Raw genomic sequence first — 16,979 nt, 5'->3', positions numbered from 1 at the left:
TCGGGGTGTTTCGGCCGCCAGGCCTTGGAATCAACCGGCTGGAGCGGTTGTGCGCCCCGGCGCGCGCTAGGGTGTCTATCGTGAACGAACTCGACGTTGTCGGCGTTCGCGTCGAACTGCCGTCCAATCTGCCGATCGTGCTGCTCCGGGAGAGCTCGGGGGAGCGGTTCCTGCCGATCTGGATCGGTCAGGGCGAGGCGAGCGCGATCGCGGCCGCGCTTGAGGGGGCCGCGCCGCCCCGGCCGCTGACCCATGACCTGTTCCGCGACACCCTCAAAGCGCTCGGACGGCGTTTCACCGCGCTGCGGATCACCTCGCTGCGCGGCGGCACCTTCTTCGCCGAGATGGTCTTCGACGGCGGGGTCACCGTCTCGGCCCGGCCCTCCGACGGCATCGCGATGGCGCTGCGCTGCGGGGCGAAGATCTTCGCCGCCGAGGAGGTGCTCGCCGAGGCCGGCATCCTGCTGCCGGACGACCAGGAGGACGAGGTGGAGCGGTTCCGGGAGTTCCTGGACCAGATCTCGCCAGAGGATTTCGAGGCCTGATCCATCCGGCGCGATCCCGGTCGCCCGGCGTGGCGAACGCGGTGGTCGTTGACGCGGGGAGGGGCTACTGCGTACGGTCGGCAGAGCCTGCCACGAAGCGTCGACAGCGTCGCGGGAGCTGCGATGGGATGGCAGGACGGCCGTCCCGGCGGGCCGGGTCACCGGTTCGGAGGGTTTGCCAGACCGGCTCCCCACGGGAAGAACACAGTGGGAAGGCCACTGACGGGGCGGGTTTCCGGCCGAGGGCGTGAAAGCGCTGCGGCGGCCGGTGGTGTGGGTTGAGCGGTGCGCGGTATACGACAGACGGCGGACGAGAACGGCAGACGGCACCTAGCGGTAAGCAGTCAGCGGTAAGTACGACGTGCGGAACGGAGGTCGGCGTTGAGCGCGGTTGCCACCGGTGCGCGGGGCGCTGCCCCGGATCCGTTCGACACGTACGGATACCGGGGTACGGTCGCGTGTGCTGCGGCGGGGATCACCTACCGTCAGCTCGACTACTGGGCGCGGACCGACCTGGTGCGTCCTTCGCTGACCCCGGTGCCGGGCTCAGGCGCCGGCCGGTTGTACAACTTCCGCGACATCGTCATTCTCAAGATCGTCAAGAGACTACTGGACACCGGAGTCTCGCTGCACAACATCCGTGCGGCCGTCGCGCACGTCCACGCGCGCAGCAGCTCGGAACTCGCCGGCATCACCCTGATGAGCGACGGCGCGACCGTGTACGAGTGCACCTCCGCCGAGGAGGTCGTGGAGCTGGTGCACGCAGGCCAGGGCGTGTTCGGCATCTCCGTCGGCGCCGTGTGGCGTGAAGTCGAGGCGGTGCTCACGCAGCTGCCCGGCGAACCGGTGGACGGCGCGGCCGCCGAACCGCCCGCTGCGCTGCTGAGCCACGGAGTCGTGGACGAGCTGGCACTGCGCCGCCGGTCCCGCGCCGTGTGAGTCGCAACCGCTAAGGCAGCGGCCACAGTCCCTTCCAGCAGGTGACCTTCCGGGTCGATGCTGGGCGGCGGGGCGGAGGCGGAAGCGGTGACGCAGATTCCTGATGACGGCGGCAATGGTGGCAACGGCGGCGTTGACGGCGTTGACAGTGTTGAGGCCGCTGACGGTGAACTGACGGCCGGGGGCGAGGCGGAGCGGTCACAGGACGCGGAGCTAGATGCTGGGGCGGAGCGAGGGCCGAGGGAGCGGGCGGGCGTCGACGAGCAGCAGGCGGGTGCTGGGGCGGAGCGAGGGCCGGGGGAGCGGGCGGGCGCCGAGGGTGACCAGACGGGCGCTGGAGCGGAGCGGTTGCCCGAGGAGCGGGCAGGCGTCGGAAGTGAGCAGGCACCTTCGCGCGCGGCGGTTCGGCGTCGACGGCTGCGGCGGGCCTACCAGCTGATCTGCGTCGCCACCGTGCTGTTCTTCCTACCGGTGTCCTTCGTACGGCTCAGCGGGGACCAGTACGTCCGCTCCGTATCCACGGTTCCGGCCGAGCCGGTCGGCATCGTGTTCGGCGCGGCAGTCTCCGGCGACACCCCGAGCCCCTACCTCGCCTCACGGCTCGACGTCTCCCTCGCGCTGTGGCGGGCGCACAAGATCAAAGTGTTCCTCGTCTCCGGCGACAACTCGGCGCCCACCTACAACGAGCCCAAGGCCATGCGCGACTACCTCGAGGCGCGCGGCGTGCCGAGCCGGCTGATCGTGCTCGACTACGCCGGATTCGACAGCTGGGAGACCTGCGACCGGGCCAAGCGGGTCTTCGGCGTCACCCGCGCCATCGTCGTCAGCCAGTCCTTCCACGTGCCGCGCGCGGTGTACCTGTGCCGCGCGGCCGGGATCGAGGCCTACGGGGTCGGCGACGGCACCGCCGGCTGGCGGCTCGGCCACGACGAATACCTCAACGACGAGGCGCGCGAGATCCTGGCCGGGGCGAGCGCGATGTACCAGGGCGTCTTCACGCCGAACCCGACCTTCCTCGGCCCGCACGACAGCGGGGTCGCGGACGCGCTGCGGACGGCGGGCGGCTAAATCAGCGGGCCGGGGATCGGTAAAGGATGACCAAGGGCTTGGCGCAGCGTCGCTAAAGCGCGGAGGCGCGATACAGGAGCGCACCCCCGGGGCATTGCAGAACCCGGATCTCCTCGATTTGGAACCCGGCCGTGGCCATGCACTCAACGATGGTCGCGGGGGAGTACCACCACGCGGTGACGGAAAGCGTCGACCCGTCGCGCAAGCGGTAGTGCTCGACGTACGGGGCGCCGTCTGACAGGTTCCAGGCAGCTGGGTCGTTCGCGCCTGGGCTCACGACCAGTGTCGCGGCGAGCGCTTCGCGGGTGTCCCGCTCGACCACGACCAGCGGCGCTCCGCGGCGCAGCACCCTGCGAGCCTCGGTCAGCAACCCGACGATCAGACAGGGGTGCGCCAGATGGAGCAACAGCCGGTGGGCGACGGCCGCGGTGCATTGCGCCCGGCGCAGCGGGATTCGGCCGCGCGTGTCGGGCATCGTGCGTACGACCCAGGCGTCGCGGAAGCGTTGCGCGCCGATCCGGTGCATTGTCGGGGAGACATCGAACGCGTAAACCCGCAGCCAATGACGGTCCGCCAGGTACTGCGCCAGGCCGCCGAGACCGCAGCCGAGGTCCAGCACCGTGCCGTCCGGCCTACCGGAGACGCGCTTGGGTTGCGGCGGGCGTACCGCGTCGGCGAGGACCGGCCAGAGCACCTCGCGTTCCGTCTCGTCGTCGCGTTCCGCGTACGCCGCCGCGACTCGCGGATCGGTCCAACGCGTCGCGGGCCTTCCGTCCGGGCCGAGCGGCGGGCGGTCGCGCGGCAGACGAGACGGGAACACCCGTTCCGGCAACGGCGCGCGCATGGTATTGATCATCAGGTCGCCATCGACGACAGGCGCTGTATCGAGCACAGTGAACGAGAGGTTGGCAGACGAGACGCGGTCGGCGCGACACTGCGCCGGACGTGTCGGGCGGCTGTCACCCGAACGAGGCTAGGCCGTATCCTTCGATTCCGGCCCGCTCACACAGACACGGACGACGGCGCCGTGACGGACTAGAGAGGCGTGGCGTGTTCTACGTGGTGTTGAAGGCGCTGACGACCCGCTTGACGCTGCTGATCTGGCGGCCGAAGATCGAGGGCCGGGAGAACATCCCCAGCCACGGGCCGGTGATCCTCGCCTCCAACCACCTCTCCTTCGTCGACTCCCTCCTGATCCCCATGATCACCCCGCGGCGCGTCGCCTTCATCGCGAAGGCGGAGTACTTCGAGACCAAGGGCATCAAGGGCGCCATGATGAAGGCCTTCTTCACCGCCATCGGCGCCATCCCGGTGCGGCGCGGAGACCATCGCGCCGCTAAAGACTCGCTAGACCAGTCCTTGGCCGTCATCAACAGCGGCGGCGCCTTCGTGATCTACCCCGAGGGCACCCGCTCGCTCGACGGCCGGCTCTACCGGGCCAAGGTCGGCGTCGGCTGGCTGGCGCTCAAGTCCGGTGCGCCGATCGTGCCGCTCGCGGTCCAGGGCACCCGCGAGGTGCTGCCGGTCGGCGCGAAGATCCCGAAGATCGTCCCGGTCACCGTGCGCTTCGGCGAGCCGATCGACGCGACGAAGCTGGACTTCCCCGGCGAGCCGGTGGCGGAGAACTCACGGGCCCGGCGGGTGGTGGCCGACGCGGTCATCGAGCAGATCCAGAAGCTCTCCGGCCAGGAGTACGCGGGCGTGTACAACGAGCGCCCCGCCGAGCTCTGATCTCGCCGCTTCGATCTCGACCTGCGCGCCGTGACGGCGCGTCAGCTCCAGCCCGTGCCGGGATCGGGCGGCCGGTGTACGGCAGTCGCCAGCGCGTCCGCCACGCGATCGGACTGGCTCGGATCGAGTACCGCGCTCGTGACGCGTAGGCCCGGTGCGGTTCGGATTCGGAACCACGCACCAGGAGCCGCAGCGAATCCCGCCGCCAGCAAAGCGCTCAGAGCGGCACTCTCGTCTGGAACCGGCACCCACACGTTCAGCCCGCTACTTCCGTGTGCCTGAACGCCCCGCTGCTTTAACGCATCGATCAATGCGGTACGGCGCTCCGCGTACCGCTCCCCGGCGCTGCTCACCAGCTTCTGCGTCGTGTGATCGGCAAGGGCGTCAGCCCACGTCGTCTGGATGATGCGGCTCACGTGCCGTGCGGTATGACGCAGCCGGCCGGCCACCAGGTCGTGAGTAATCGCGTCCGCGGACAACAGCGCGATACGCAGATCCGGACCGTAAGCCTTCGATGCGCTGCGCAAATAGGCCCAATACCGCGTCGCCTCGGCCAGCGTGTGCGGCGGACCCGGAGTCACGTCCGCGCCGTGATCGTCGTCAATCGTCAGGACATCGGGATAGTCCCGCAGTACCGCGCGCAGTTGCCTGCCACGCTGCTCGGTGATCGCGGCGCCGTACGGGTTCTGCGCGCGGGTGGTCACAATGAACGCCTTCGCGCCCGCCGCCAGCGCCTTGGCCAGTTCTTCCGGATCGGGGCCGGCGTCGTCGACCGCGACCGGCAGGGGCGTGAGCCGGTCCGCGGCCAGCAGGTCGAGTAGATGCGACCAGCCCGGGTCCTCGACCGCCACCGTGTCGCCGGGCCGAAGATGCGCGGTCAGCAGCCGGTCGATGCCGTCGAGCGAGCCGAAAGTACAGGCCAGGTGCTCGGAGTCGATGCCGTCGCGGGAAAGGATGCGCTCGGCGTGACGGCGCAGCGCGGGATCGAGCACCGGTTCGCCGTAAAGGTGCGGCCGTGTCACCGGTCGAGGGTTCAGGTGCGGTAACAGCGTCGGGTCCGGGTTGCCCGTCGACAGGTCCACCGTCCCCAGCGGCAGCGCGAGCGCGCGGCTGGCCGGACTGGTCGCCGGGCGTTCACGCACCAGCGTGCCGTTGCGGCCGCGGGTCTCGACCGTGCCGCGGTCACGCAGCAGCCGGTAGGCGCTCGCGGCGGTGTTCGCGTTCACGCCGAGCTGCGCGGCCAGCTCGCGAACCGGGGGGAGCGCGGCGCCGGGCGTCAACCGGCCGTGCGTGATCGCCGCCTCGATGCTCGCGGCGATATCGCTTGCGCGGGCCCCGGTCACCTCATAGTCTGCGACCCAGGAGCTTTGTTCCAACACAAAATGTATTATGTATTAGAACAATAGAAGGGGCAAGCGGTGGCGGCGACAGACAGCGGATACACCCAGGACGAGTACATACAGACCGAGCGCAGTACTCCGACTCGCTACGCGTCGCGAGTCAGCTACGACCGCGCCGCAGTCCACGCGGTGATCGACGAAGCGCTGGTCTGCCACGTCGGCTTCATTCGCGACGGCGCCCCGGTCGTGCTGCCGACCGTACACGCGCGCAACGGCGACACGCTGTACATCCACGGCTCCTCCGGAGGGCGTTTCTCCCTGCTCGACGGCGAACCGGTCGGCGTGACCATCACGCTGATCGACGGCCTCGTATTCGCGCGTTCCTGGCTGCACCACTCGGCCCCGTACCGCTCGGTGGTCATCCACGGCACCGCCCGAGTCGTGCGGTCCGAGGAAGAGAAGCTCAGCGCCATGGCCGCGCTGATCGACCACGTCGCCGAGGGCCGGTCGAAGGACACCCGCCCCGCGACCCGCAAGGAGCTCGCCAAGACCGCCATCGTGGCGATCGAGCTCGCCGAGGTCTCGCTCAAGGCGCGCGGCTCCCATATCGGCGAGGAGCCCGAGGACGTCGGCCTGCCGTACTGGGCCGGGCACATCCCGCTCAGGCTCACCGCCGGCGCGCCGGTCCCGGACGAGAACCTCGCGCAGGGCGTACGGATACCGGATTATCTGGTCGGCTACTCGCGCGGGGGAATTCAGGCCTGACTCGGCGCGGCGCGGGAATCGGCGCGGCGCGGATCCGGTTGACTTCGGTTGCCGTCGCGGTCGGCCCCCGGCAAGGGAGCTGACGGGCAGTCGGCGCACTCAGCGGAGAGGGGAGACGCCGTGGGCGACGAGGTTGACCGGATCGCGCGGGCGCGTGAGTTCGTGGCCGCGAATCCGCGCGGCGTGCTTACGACGTACCGCCGCGACGGACAGGCGCAGATGTCGCCGGTAACGCCGGGCGTCGACGCCCAAGGCCGGATCATCGTGAGCGTCACCGAGGACCGTGCCAAGACGAAGAACGCCCGCCGCGACCCGCGCGTCGCGCTGTGCGTGTTCAGCGAAGGCTTCTACGGACCGTGGGTCCAGGTCGAGGGGCAGGCCGAGTTCGCGGACGGCCCGGACCGCATCGAGGCGCTGGTCGACTACTACCGCACGGTCAGCGGCGAGCACCCCGACTGGGGCGAGTACCGCGCCGCGATGGTGCGTGACCGGCGCGTCCTGTTGCGGTTCGACATCCTCAGGGCCTCGGGACCGGCTGTCGGCTAGCCGCCGCCTGCTTCGCGACCGATCCGTGCCGTGTCGAGGCCGGGGGCCGAGGCCCCGTGGAACGGGCTCCCGAAGACTGGGCGATCGCGGACCGGGCCAGATCCTGCTCGATGAGGCCCGCGGTGGCCAGCAGTTGCGGCACGATCCGGTCGACCAGCTCGTCGGTCCCGGTCCGCGACACGTTCGTCGCCACGTTTATCGCGGCCACCACCCGACCGGACTGGTCCCGGATCGGCGCGGCCACCGAGCGCAGCCCCTCCTCGAGCTCCTGGTCCGCCATCGCCCAACCGCGCTCCCGCACCGCCGCCAGCTCGGCGCGCAGCGACTCGGGATCGGCGAGCGTGTGCTCGGTCAGCGCGCGCAGGCTGGCCGACGCCAGATAGCCGTCAAGCCACTCGGCAGAGTGCCACGCCAGCAGCACCCGTCCCATCGAGGTCGCATACGCGGGGAAGCGGGTCCCCACGCTGATCGAGACCGTCATGATCCGCTTGGTGGGCACCCGTGCGACGTAGACCACCTCGTCGCCGTCGAGCACGGAGACCGAGCTGGACTCGTGCACCCGCTCCACCAGCTGCTCCAGGTGCGGCAGCGCGATCTCCGGCAGGCTCAGGCTGGAGAGGTAGGCGTAGCCGAGCTCTAGGATCTTCGGCCGCAGCGCGAACAGCCGGCCGTCGGTGCGCACATAGCCGAGTTCCACCAAAGTCAGCAGGAAGCGACGGGCGGCCGCCCGGGTCAGTCCGGTCGCCCTGGCCACCTCCGAGAGCGTCAGCTCCGGATGCTCGGCGTCGAAGGCCCGGATCACCGCGAGCCCGCGGTCCAGCGACTGCACGAACGCGCCCGCGCCGTCCCGGCCCGGCTGGGGCGCGGCTTCCGGCGTCGGTTCCGACATGCGCTCCCTCCTGCCGTGAACGACTCAGTTGATCCGCACGCACGTTATGGCGGCTCCTATTGGCCGGTCAACGGCTCGCGCCCACGCGCGCGGCAGGCTCTGATCGGGCCATCTAGTTGAACCGTTGACGAGTCAGGCGTGCGGGCCTATGTTCGCAGCCAGCACGAACGTTCGCCCTGCGCACCCGTCACCGGAATATCGCCCGTCCCACCCGGCCTTACCGGCCGCGCCGTCAGCAGGAGACTCGCCGTGGCAGACCAAGCATTCCTCGACCCGTCGGCCTGGACCGGCCAGGTGTTCCTCGGCGGCTGGAGCGAGGCCGCCGGCGGGGACGCCGCGGTCGTCGAACCGGCGACCGGCGCGCAGCTGGCCCGGATCGGCTCGGCCGCGGCCGCCGACGTCGCCCGCGCGAGCGCGCTCGCCGCCGCCGCGCAGCCGGCCTGGGCCGCCGCCCCGTACCACGAGCGCGCCGCCGTATTGCGCCGCGCCGCCGCGCTGCTCGATGAGCATCGAGCGGAGGTCGAGCAGTGGCTCGTGCGCGAGGGCGGCAAGGTGCCCGGCGCCGCCGCCTTCGAGATCGGCCTCGTGCTCGGCGAACTGCACGAAGCCGCCGCGCTGCCCTCCCGCCCCTACGGCGAGCTGATCCCCAGCGGCGAACCGCGCCTCAGCTTCTCCCGTCGCGTGCCGGTCGGCGTGGTCGGTGTGATCGCCCCCTTCAACTTCCCGCTGATCCTGGCCAGCCGCTCGGTCGCCCCGGCCCTGGCGCTCGGCAACGCGGTGATCCTCAAGCCGGACCCGCGCACCGCCGTGTGCGGCGGCGTCGTGCTGGCCCGCCTCTTCGAGGAGGCCGGACTGCCTGAAGGAGTTCTGCACGTGCTGCCCGGCGGGGTCGAGGCCGGCGAGGCACTGGTCACCGACCCGAACGTGCGCGTCATCTCGTTCACCGGATCGACCGCGGCCGGGCGCCGCGTCGGAGTCCTCGCGGCCGAGCACTTCAAGCGCGCACACCTGGAGCTCGGCGGAAACAGCGCCCTGATCGTGCTCGACGACGCCGACCTCGACCGCGCGGTGTCCGCCGGGGCCTGGGGCTCGTTCCTGCACCAGGGCCAGATCTGCATGACCACCGGACGCCACCTCGTGCACGAGGCCGTCTACGACGACTACGTGGCCGCGCTCGCCGAGAAGGCGAACCACCTGCCGGTCGGCGACCCGGCGAGCGGGACCGTCGCGCTCGGCCCGCTGATCGACGCCCGGCAGCGCGACAAGGTGCACGGCCTGGTCACCGCGAGCGTCGAGGCCGGCGCGCGGCTGGCGGCCGGCGGCACCTACGAAGACCTCTTCTACCGCCCGACGGTGCTGGCCGAGGTCACGCCCGACGCCCCGGCGTACGCCCAGGAGGTGTTCGGCCCGGTCGCGCCGGTCACCCGGTTCTCCACGCTCGACCAGGCCGCCAAGCTCGCCGCCGACACCGAATACGGGCTCTCCCTCGGCATCCTGACCCGCGACGTGATGCGCGGCCTCGAACTGGCCGACCGGATCCCGACCGGCCTGGTGCACATCAACGACCAGACCGTCAACGACGAGGCGACCGTGCCCTTCGGCGGGCTGGCCGCGTCAGGCACCGGTGCCCGCTTCGGCGGCGCGGCGGCCAACGTCGAGGCCTTCACCGAGACACGCTGGGTCACCGTCCGGGCGGAGATTGCTCCGTACCCGTTCTAAGCGCATCCGCTCGAGCTGGATCCGTCCTGGCGTGCGCGGTCAGCCGAGGCGCTCGAGCACGGCCGCGGCGAGCGCGTCAGGAGCCTGATCCGGAATCCAATGGCTGATTCCGTCCAGCTCGACGAAGCGGTACGGACCGGTCACCTGCCCGGCGCAGAGCTCCGCGGCGGCGCGCCCGATCGCGATGTCGCCGGAGGACCAGACGTAGGTCGTGGGGACGCTGACCGGTGGCAGCGCGGCCGACACCTCGGCCCGCATCGCGCGGTACCAGTTCAGCGCCGCCGTGAGCGTCGCCGGGTCGCTCAAAGCTCTGACATGCGGCTCGGCGGCGGACTGCGGAAGCGGCTCGAACACCGCGCGCAGCCGCGCCGCGTCATCCTCGAGCAGCACGTCCTCCGCCTTGCCCGGCTGGCGGAACAACTGGATGTACGCGGAACGCTCGCGTTGCCCGCTGCTCTCGTCCGCAAGCGCGGCCCCCATCGCCCGCGGGTGCGGTACCGAAACCGCGGTCAGCGTACGAACACGCTCGGGCCGTGTCGCGGCGAGCGCCCAGCCGACCACCGCGCCCCAGTCGTGACCGACGACGTCAGCCTGTTCGATCCCGTAGGCGTCCAGGATCCGCGCCGCGTCCCCGGCCAGCTCATCGATCGAATACGCCTCGACCTCGACCGGACGCGCACCGGGGGAGTAGCCGCGCTGATCGGGCGCGAGCAACCGCAGGCCGTGCGGTACGAGGCGCTGCGCGAGAGCGTCGTAGCAGCGGTGCGTTTGCGGGAAACCGTGCAGCAGAAGCACTGCGCGACCGCCGGCGTCACCCTGCTCGGCCACATTGAAGGTCAGACCGTTGCCAGTCTCTACCCGCCGCGTGCTCCAGCCTGCCTGCTCCGCCATGCGCGCTCGTCCGCTCCGTGTGTGCCGGTCTCTGAATGCCGTCCGTCGATCACGGACAGCGTACGACCTGCCCGGCATAGGAGAGGTTGCCGCCGAATCCGAACAGCAGCACCGGGCCGCCGGACGGGATCTCGCCGCGCTCGACGAGCTTGGCCAGGGCGAGCGGGATGCTGGCCGCCGAGGTGTTGCCGGACTCGACGACGTCCTTCGCCACCACCGCGTTGACCGCGCCGAGCTTGACCGCCAGCGGCTCGATGATCCGCAGGTTCGCCTGGTGGAAGACCACCGCGGCCAGGTCCGCCGGCGTCAGGCCGCTGCGTTCGCAGGCCCGCCGCGCGATCTCAGGCAGCTGAGTCGTGGCCCAGCGGTACACGCTCTGGCCGTCCTGCGCGAATCGCGCCCCGCCGGCCCGCCGCGGCGCGCCGTCCTCGTCCCGCTCCACCTCGATCCGAACGGCGCTGGCCATCTGCGGCACCGAACCCCAGGTCACCGGGCCGATCTCAGCCTGCTCGCTCGCGCTGACGACCGCGGCCCCGGCTCCGTCGCCGACCAGCACGCAGGTGCTGCGGTCGGTCCAGTCGGTGAAGTCGCTCAGCTTCTCCACCCCGATCACCAGGGCGTTCGTCGCGCTCTGGGCGCGGATCGCGTGGTCGGCGAGCGCGAGCGCGTGGGTGAAGCCGGCGCAGGCCACGTTCACGTCGAGCAGCGCCGGGCTGCCCAGGCCGAGCCGGGCCGCCACGCGCGCCGACATGGTCGGGGACCGGTCCAGGGCGGTACAGGTGGCGACGATCACCAGGTCGATCTGCGCGGCGGTCAGCCCGCTGGAGGCCAGCGCCTTCTCGGCGGCCGCGGTCGCCATCTCGTCCACGGTCTCATCCGGGCCCGCGATGCGCCGGGTCACGATGCCGACGCGGCTGCGGATCCAGTCGTCGCTGGTCTCGACCAGCTCTTCGAGGTCCGCGTTGGTGAGCACCCGGGAGGGCTGGTAGTGGCCGAGCGAGACGATTCGGGTACCGGAGGACACGCTGGCTCCTTCAGGGGACGAAGGCCACGGCGCCGGCGCCGGCTGCGCGCGACGCCGGCGCCGGCGCCGCCCGTGGCGTGACCGGTCCGATTCTTCCGTGCGGCCGGACGCCGCACAGGTGTGATGTGTGCCAAGTCCGGGGCCGGATTGTTGGCCGCTTCGGCCAACGGCCGCGGCCGGCGTCGTGGGCGTTATCGCAGGTCACTGAGGTGCGCTGGCCGGGATCTCGCAGAATCCTCAGAAAGATCGGTCGCAGAGTTCGAAGCTGATCGCTCCGGGCTCTGGAATCTGCACGGGTTAAGCGGATAGTCTCCACGGCGATGCGTTCCGTGATGACGGTGAGCCGTCGTCCGATGTTGGAGGCTCTGATCATGCGCCCGGCACACCGCCGACGCCGTGTAAGGCGGCGCGCCGACGGCATGGCGGCGCCGTGACCGGACATCCGCATGGTCAGGAGAGCAGAGCCGGCGGCACCGGCCGGCTCGCCGACGACTTCTTCCTCATGGCGCATGAGGAGTCGACCGGCAAGCCGCGCCTCGCGGAGCGGATCGCCGGCCTCGGCCTGGCCGGGGCGCTGCTCGGCGAGCTGGCTCTGGCCGAATGCATCGAGCTGCGCGACGGGACCGTCGCGGTGCTCGATTCGAGTCCGCGCGAGGACGCGCTGTCCGGGCGCGTCCTGGAATTCCTCAAGCAGGAACAGCATCCGACGCGCACCTGGCTGGCCTTCTTCGGCCAGAGCGCGCACGACGAGGTGGGCCGGCGCCTGGTCGGCGACGGCCTGCTCGTGCGCGAGGCGCGCAAGCGGCCATGGCAGGGCGGCCGCTGGCTGCCCACCTCCGTGGACGTCGCCGTGCGCCCGACCGCGCTGCTGTGCACGCAGCTGATCCGCGGCCAGGACCTCGACCCGCAGGACCTCGTGCTCATCGGCCTGCTGCGGGCCACCGGGCTCGACCAGCCGGTGCTGTGGGAGGTCAGGCAGAGCCGCCCGGCCGCGCTGCGGCGGGCCGGGGAGCTGCTCGGCTCGCTGCGCGCCTCGCTCGTCGAACTGATCACCCAGACCGAGGCGGCGGTCGGCAGCGCCATCGCCGCCCACCGCCTCTGACTGCGAGGAACTACCCACCACCATCCGATAACGGCACCGGCCGGCTCCATCCGCCCGGTCCGCCCGCCATCAAGGCTCTATCCGTCCCCGATAGGAGCACCCACCATGGCAAGAAGCACACTCGCGCAGCCGGGGAGCGTCTCCGCGGCGCTCGCCCGCGACCGGCTCGGCGTCCCGTCAGTGGTCTACTTCGTGCTCGCCGGAGTGGCCCCGCTGACCGTGACCGCGGGCGTCGTCACCACGGCCTACGCGGCCACCGGCCTGACCAGCGTCCCCGCCGCCTTCATCGTGGTGGCCGTCGTGCTGAGCCTCTTCAGCGTCGGCTACGTGGCGATGTCCAGGCACATCAGCAACGCAGGGGCCTTCTACGCCTTCATCACCCGCGGGCTCGGCCGCGAGGCGGGCGTCGCCGCGGCGCTGATCGCGCTGCTGGCCTACAACCTGCTGCAGATCGGCCTGTACGGCATGCTCGGCCCGACCGTCGAGGCCTACGTGCAGCAGAAGACCGGCACCGACGTCAAGTGGTGGATCTGGGCGCTGATCGCCTGGGTCCTGGTCACCGCGCTCGGCCTGATCCGGGTGGACCTGAGCGGCCGCGTGCTCGGCGCTCTGCTCACCCTCGAGGTGCTGGTCATCGTCGCGCTCACCATCGACGGCGGCCTGCACCCGGCCGGCGGGAAGGTCACCTTCAGCACGCTCAACCCCGGCGACCTGACCAAGGGCGGGATCGGCGCGGCGCTCGCGATCGCAGTACTCGGATACGTCGGTTTCGAGCAGTCCCCGGTCTACGCCGAGGAGGCCCGTGACTCCCGGCGCACCATCCCGGCCGCGACCTACTTCGCCCTGGCGGTCATCGGCGTCGTGTACGCCGCCGCCTCCTGGGTGATGTCCATCCACTACGGCGTCGGCAACGTCGCCAAGACCGCGGCCGGCGAAGGGCCCGGCATGCTGTTCGCGATGGGCTCGGACTTCCTGAACAACGCCGGCCAGGTCCTCTTCATGACCTCCCTGTTCGCCGCCGCCCTCGCCTTCCACAACGCCTGCTGGCGCTACGCCTTCTCGCTCGGCCGCGAGCAGGTGCTGCCCGGCTCCTTCGGCCGCACCGGCCTCAACGGCGTGCCGCGCACCGCCTCCGCGGTACAGAGCGCGATCGGCCTCGCGGCGATCCTCGCCTTCGCGGCCGGCGGCTGGAATCCGCAGACCGACCTGTTCTTCTGGGGCGGGACGACCGGCGGGTTCGGCATCCTGATCCTGCTCGCGCTCACCTCGATCGCCGTGGTCAGGTACTTCGCGGCGCATCCGGGCGAGGAGAACCTGTGGCGGCGGGTGATCGCGCCGGGCATATCAGTGCTCGTGCTGCTGGTCATGGTTTATCTGTGCGCGAACAACTACTCGCTCCTGCTCGGGTACACCTCGCCCTCGACGCCCGGCAAGGTGCTGCCCTCGCTGTTCGCGGTCGCGGGCGTCATCGGCGTGTGCTGGGCCCTTTACCTGCGCTCCAGCAGGCCCGAGGTATACGAGGTGATCGGCCTCGGACCGGACGCGGCCACGGCGCACAGCCTCACCGCGGACGCCAAGGCGTCGGCCGCGTCGCTGGCAGGGGAGGGCGCATGAGCCCCGAACTGTGCGCGGTCGACGTCATCGAGGCGGAACCGGACGACGCCGCGGAACTCAGTGACCTGATCGCCATAGCGTTCCACGACCTGCCGGCCTCGGTCTGGCTGGTGCCCGACGCGGCGGCGCGCGAGGAGCTGTTCCCGGACTACTTCCGCCTCTACGTGGATCAGGCGCTGGCGACCGGGACGGTGTACACGACTCCTGATCGGACCGCGGCGGCGTTGTGGATCCCGTATCGGGAGGGCGGCCAAGACGGCGAGGACGGTCACGCCGACGACGCCGAGTACAGCGCGCGCCTGGCCGAGCTGACGGGCACCCGTGTGGACCGCTTCCGGGCCTTCGACGCACAGCTGGAGCGACACCACCCGAGCGGCGAAAACCACGACCACCTGGCGATCCTCGCGGTCCACCCCAAGCTTCAAGGCCGCGGGATCGGCTCCGCGCTGCTCGAAGCGCATCATCGGGTGCTGGCCGGGACCGAGGAGCCGGTGGCGGCGTATCTGGAGGCCGCGAGCATCGACAGCCGCCGGCTGTATGCCCGGCACGGTTATCGGGACCTGCCGAAGCCGATTCCGTTCCCTGACGGGGTTCCGGCGACCACGATGATGTACCCGATGTGGCGCCCGCCGAGCAACGTCATGTGACTGAGGCGCCTTGCGCAGAGCTCTGAGATTAGAAGAGCTCGAGTCTGACAGGGCACTGAATTCTATCGGCCGGTGGCGGGCACGCGCCCGCCACCGGCGCGCGAGAGCGCTAAGACATGGATTCGGTTCGCTGCGCGCGGCTGATCCACGCGTCGATCTCGGCCCAGTTGTCGTGCAGCCAGCGCAGCCGCGCGTCCTCCTGCACCGGGACCCGCTCGGTGGGGATCGTCCACCAGGTCACCTCGACCGGGTGCGTCAGCGGCAGGCCGCGCCACACCTGGCCCACCGACTGCATATGGTCCAGGCCGGTGTGCGCGACGAAGACCAGGTCGGCGTGCGGGGCGGCGTCGACCGCGGCGAACACGCCGGCCGGTTGCGGGGGCAGCAGGTTGCGCAGATGGTGGGCGCGGGCGCTGGCGCGGGTCAGACCCCTGCGACGCAGGCTGGCGATCGCGCGCAGCCGCCGGCGCGGCGTGAAGTTGCCGCCCTCCGGGAAGACCAGCAGCGCATCGGCCGCGCCCATCGTGCCGCTGATGCGCCCGATCTGCTCCGTGGCCCGCTCGCTGCCGCTCGTCCCGGGACTGACGAAGCAGTGCGGCAGCCGCCCGAGGATCACGTCGATGAGCGGATCGAAGGACAGCGCCTCCTTCAGCACGATACGAGGCCTGCGATGCGCGAGCGTGAGCAGCGCGTGCACGAGCAGGAAGGAATCGCCGGGACCGGCGTGCCGGCTGAGCACGATGAGCGGACGCCCCGGCGTCGGCGGCAGGCTCGGCGGCGCGCAGCTGTGCGGCGTGACCGTCGCCGGTGCGCTGATCTGTACGTTGAATAGCTTGCTGCCGACCAGGTACAGCCGCCGCAGCAGCGCGGCCAACAACGCGTAGTGCGCCTCCTGCATGCGGGGCGTGGCGAGCCGGCGGCCGAAACCGGCGCGCAGCCACAGCCAGGCGGCGTAGCCCAGCCCGGCGAGTTCCGCGGTCAGATAGCAGAGTGCGAACACCGCGATGCGCACCGCTCGTGCGCGCCCGCCCGGCCGCAGCGAGATCAGCCCGCAGATCAGCGCGACGACCGGTGTCAGCACCGCGAAGAGCGTCCACAAGAGCGCCGCCGCCGCGATGGTGAGCGGCCGCCGCAGCGCGGCGTGCTTCAGCAGCAGAGCCCTCATGTGCGCGTCCTATTGCGCCGGGAGCGCTCGAGATACGCGGCCGACGCCGTATACGCGCGCCGGATGCGGTCTCGGGTGTCGTCAAAGGAGCGGTAGCGCACATACTGCGACCAGCTGGTGGTCCGGTCGGCGTCCGCGCCGGTCGGCAGCAGGTGCACGGTGATGCCGTGCGGCAGGTCGGCCATGTCGCGGGCGAACCGGTGCCTCCGGGCGATCTCGAAGGCCACGGCTGCCACCTCCCAGGCCCGGCGCGGCGGCCGCAGCGGCTGTTCGAGCCGCCCGACGTGCAGCACGTATATCGTCCGCGCGCCCAGCGCGACCGCCCGGCCGACCGGAACGCTGTTGACGAGGCCGCCGTCCAGATAGTGCTCGCCGCCGATGGCCACCGGCGGCAGCAGCCCGGGGACCGCGCAGGAGGCGAGCACCGCGTCGGCGATCGGCCCCTCGGCGAACCAGTGCTCGGCCGCCCGCTCGATCGAGGCGGCCACGCACTGGAACGGGACCGCCAGCTCCTCGATCCGGGAGACCGGCAGGTCCGATTCGAGCATCTGGCGCAGCACCGAGTTGGAGTACATGTGCGTACGCGTGCGCGCCGCCGTGCCGAGCCTGGTGAACAGGTTCGCCTCGAAGATCCCGCCGCTGCTCAGGCCGCTCCACAGCTCGGCGAGGCGGGCCACCGCCTGCTCGGTCGGATCGGCCGCGAGCACCGAGCCGTTGATCGCGCCGACCGAGGTGCCCAGCACCAGGTCCGGCTTGATCCCCGCCTCCAGCAGGGCGCGCAGCATGCCGACCTCGTATGCGCCGAGGTGCCCGCCGCCGCCCAGGACGAACGCGGTGTCGTAGGCCGGCATCGTGTTTGACCGGGTGGGCGCTGACATGCCTGGAGTATGCCCCGATCGATCACAGGCACGCGCGAAGTCCCGGCGCGCGTCGCTGAACTGCGGTAACGCGCCGGGATTTCGGCGTTCGGGAGGTCAGTGCCCCAGCTCGGGCC

Annotated in this window: 17 protein-coding genes; 10 read left to right on the top strand and 7 right to left on the bottom strand. The window is 71.2% G+C overall.

Features of this window, described 5'->3' with window-relative positions; all coding sequences use genetic code 11:
• Positions 1-80: 80 nt before the first annotated feature.
• The 3 genes from VFA06_RS25630 to VFA06_RS25620 all read left to right on the top strand — a co-directional run bounded on the left by VFA06_RS25630 (position 81) and on the right by VFA06_RS25620 (position 2,552).
• Positions 81-545, top strand: coding sequence for a bifunctional nuclease family protein (locus VFA06_RS25630; RefSeq protein ID WP_324843285.1), 465 nt, complete (start codon positions 81-83; stop codon positions 543-545).
• A gap of 381 nt (positions 546-926) precedes the next feature.
• The gene (locus tag VFA06_RS25625; RefSeq protein ID WP_324843284.1) at positions 927-1,484 is read left to right on the top strand and encodes a MerR family transcriptional regulator; all 558 of its coding nucleotides are present in this window, start codon (positions 927-929) and stop codon (positions 1,482-1,484) included.
• A gap of 87 nt (positions 1,485-1,571) precedes the next feature.
• Positions 1,572-2,552 (top strand): SanA/YdcF family protein, encoded by a 981-nt coding sequence (locus VFA06_RS25620; protein WP_324843283.1) that lies wholly within the window; start codon positions 1,572-1,574, stop codon positions 2,550-2,552.
• Positions 2,553-2,604: 52 nt separating this feature from the next.
• On the opposite strand, the gene VFA06_RS25615 is transcribed toward VFA06_RS25620, so the two are convergent.
• Positions 2,605-3,396: a methyltransferase domain-containing protein gene (locus VFA06_RS25615; protein ID WP_324843282.1), complete on the bottom strand. Its 792-nt coding sequence runs from the start codon at positions 3,394-3,396 to the stop codon at positions 2,605-2,607.
• Positions 3,397-3,602: 206 nt separating this feature from the next.
• Between VFA06_RS25615 and VFA06_RS25610 the strand changes: the two genes are divergently transcribed.
• Positions 3,603-4,283, top strand: coding sequence for a lysophospholipid acyltransferase family protein (locus VFA06_RS25610; RefSeq protein ID WP_324843281.1), 681 nt, complete (start codon positions 3,603-3,605; stop codon positions 4,281-4,283).
• Between the two features lie 41 nt (positions 4,284-4,324).
• Here VFA06_RS25610 and VFA06_RS25605 read toward each other — a convergent pair whose 3' ends face one another.
• Positions 4,325-5,662 carry an aminotransferase class I/II-fold pyridoxal phosphate-dependent enzyme gene (locus VFA06_RS25605; protein ID WP_349260355.1) on the bottom strand — a complete coding sequence of 446 codons (1,338 nt, stop codon included), beginning with the start codon at positions 5,660-5,662 and terminating at the stop codon, positions 4,325-4,327.
• A gap of 39 nt (positions 5,663-5,701) precedes the next feature.
• On the opposite strand from VFA06_RS25605, the gene VFA06_RS25595 reads away from it, so the two are divergent.
• Together VFA06_RS25595 and VFA06_RS25590 are read left to right on the top strand one after the other, a co-directional pair.
• Positions 5,702-6,388, top strand: a complete 687-nt coding sequence (locus VFA06_RS25595) for a pyridoxamine 5'-phosphate oxidase family protein (protein ID WP_324843280.1) — start codon at positions 5,702-5,704, stop codon at positions 6,386-6,388.
• A 120-nt stretch (positions 6,389-6,508) separates the two neighbouring features.
• Positions 6,509-6,934 carry a PPOX class F420-dependent oxidoreductase gene (locus VFA06_RS25590; RefSeq protein WP_324843279.1) on the top strand — a complete coding sequence of 142 codons (426 nt, stop codon included), beginning with the start codon at positions 6,509-6,511 and terminating at the stop codon, positions 6,932-6,934.
• Here VFA06_RS25590 and VFA06_RS25585 read toward each other — a convergent pair.
• Complete coding sequence (locus VFA06_RS25585) at positions 6,906-7,823, bottom strand: IclR family transcriptional regulator (RefSeq protein WP_324843278.1); 918 nt, start codon at positions 7,821-7,823, stop codon at positions 6,906-6,908. The genes VFA06_RS25590 and VFA06_RS25585 overlap by 29 nt on opposite strands.
• A gap of 249 nt (positions 7,824-8,072) precedes the next feature.
• Here VFA06_RS25585 and VFA06_RS25580 point away from each other — a divergent pair, with 249 nt between their 5' ends.
• The gene (locus VFA06_RS25580) at positions 8,073-9,542 is read left to right on the top strand and encodes an aldehyde dehydrogenase family protein (protein ID WP_324843277.1); all 1,470 of its coding nucleotides are present in this window, start codon (positions 8,073-8,075) and stop codon (positions 9,540-9,542) included.
• A 39-nt stretch (positions 9,543-9,581) separates the two neighbouring features.
• Here the strand turns inward: VFA06_RS25580 and VFA06_RS25575 are convergent, their stop codons facing one another.
• Both VFA06_RS25575 and VFA06_RS25570 read right to left on the bottom strand, forming a co-directional pair.
• Positions 9,582-10,433: an alpha/beta fold hydrolase gene (locus tag VFA06_RS25575; protein WP_324843276.1), complete on the bottom strand. Its 852-nt coding sequence runs from the start codon at positions 10,431-10,433 to the stop codon at positions 9,582-9,584.
• Between the two features lie 49 nt (positions 10,434-10,482).
• Positions 10,483-11,457, bottom strand: coding sequence for a beta-ketoacyl-ACP synthase III (locus VFA06_RS25570; RefSeq protein WP_324843275.1), 975 nt, complete (start codon positions 11,455-11,457; stop codon positions 10,483-10,485).
• 430 nt (positions 11,458-11,887) lie between these two features.
• Between VFA06_RS25570 and VFA06_RS25565 the strand changes: the two genes are divergently transcribed.
• The 3 genes from VFA06_RS25565 to VFA06_RS25555 all read left to right on the top strand — a co-directional run bounded on the left by VFA06_RS25565 (position 11,888) and on the right by VFA06_RS25555 (position 14,820).
• Positions 11,888-12,559, top strand: a complete 672-nt coding sequence (locus VFA06_RS25565) for a GOLPH3/VPS74 family protein (RefSeq protein WP_324843274.1) — start codon at positions 11,888-11,890, stop codon at positions 12,557-12,559.
• 105 nt (positions 12,560-12,664) lie between these two features.
• A complete protein-coding gene (locus tag VFA06_RS25560; RefSeq protein WP_324843273.1) occupies positions 12,665-14,173 on the top strand; it encodes an APC family permease in 1,509 nt (502 codons plus the stop codon).
• Positions 14,170-14,820 carry a GNAT family N-acetyltransferase gene (locus VFA06_RS25555; protein ID WP_324843272.1) on the top strand — a complete coding sequence of 217 codons (651 nt, stop codon included), beginning with the start codon at positions 14,170-14,172 and terminating at the stop codon, positions 14,818-14,820. The genes VFA06_RS25560 and VFA06_RS25555 overlap by 4 nt, the downstream gene beginning before the upstream one ends.
• Positions 14,821-14,929: 109 nt before the next feature.
• Here VFA06_RS25555 and VFA06_RS25550 read toward each other — a convergent pair whose 3' ends face one another.
• Both VFA06_RS25550 and VFA06_RS25545 read right to left on the bottom strand, forming a co-directional pair.
• Positions 14,930-15,985, bottom strand: coding sequence for a 1-acyl-sn-glycerol-3-phosphate acyltransferase (locus VFA06_RS25550; protein WP_324843271.1), 1,056 nt, complete (start codon positions 15,983-15,985; stop codon positions 14,930-14,932).
• Positions 15,982-16,863, bottom strand: coding sequence for a patatin-like phospholipase family protein (locus VFA06_RS25545; protein WP_324843270.1), 882 nt, complete (start codon positions 16,861-16,863; stop codon positions 15,982-15,984). Before VFA06_RS25545 ends, VFA06_RS25550 begins: the two co-directional genes overlap by 4 nt.
• Between the last annotated feature and the right edge of the window lie 116 nt (positions 16,864-16,979).

Source organism: Actinocrinis sp. (assembly GCF_035653575.1).
Classification (GTDB): domain Bacteria; phylum Actinomycetota; class Actinomycetes; order Streptomycetales; family Catenulisporaceae; genus Actinocrinis.
The sequence above is the reverse complement of the archived record's forward strand: the minus strand, read 5'-3'. Positions and strand labels throughout refer to the sequence as shown.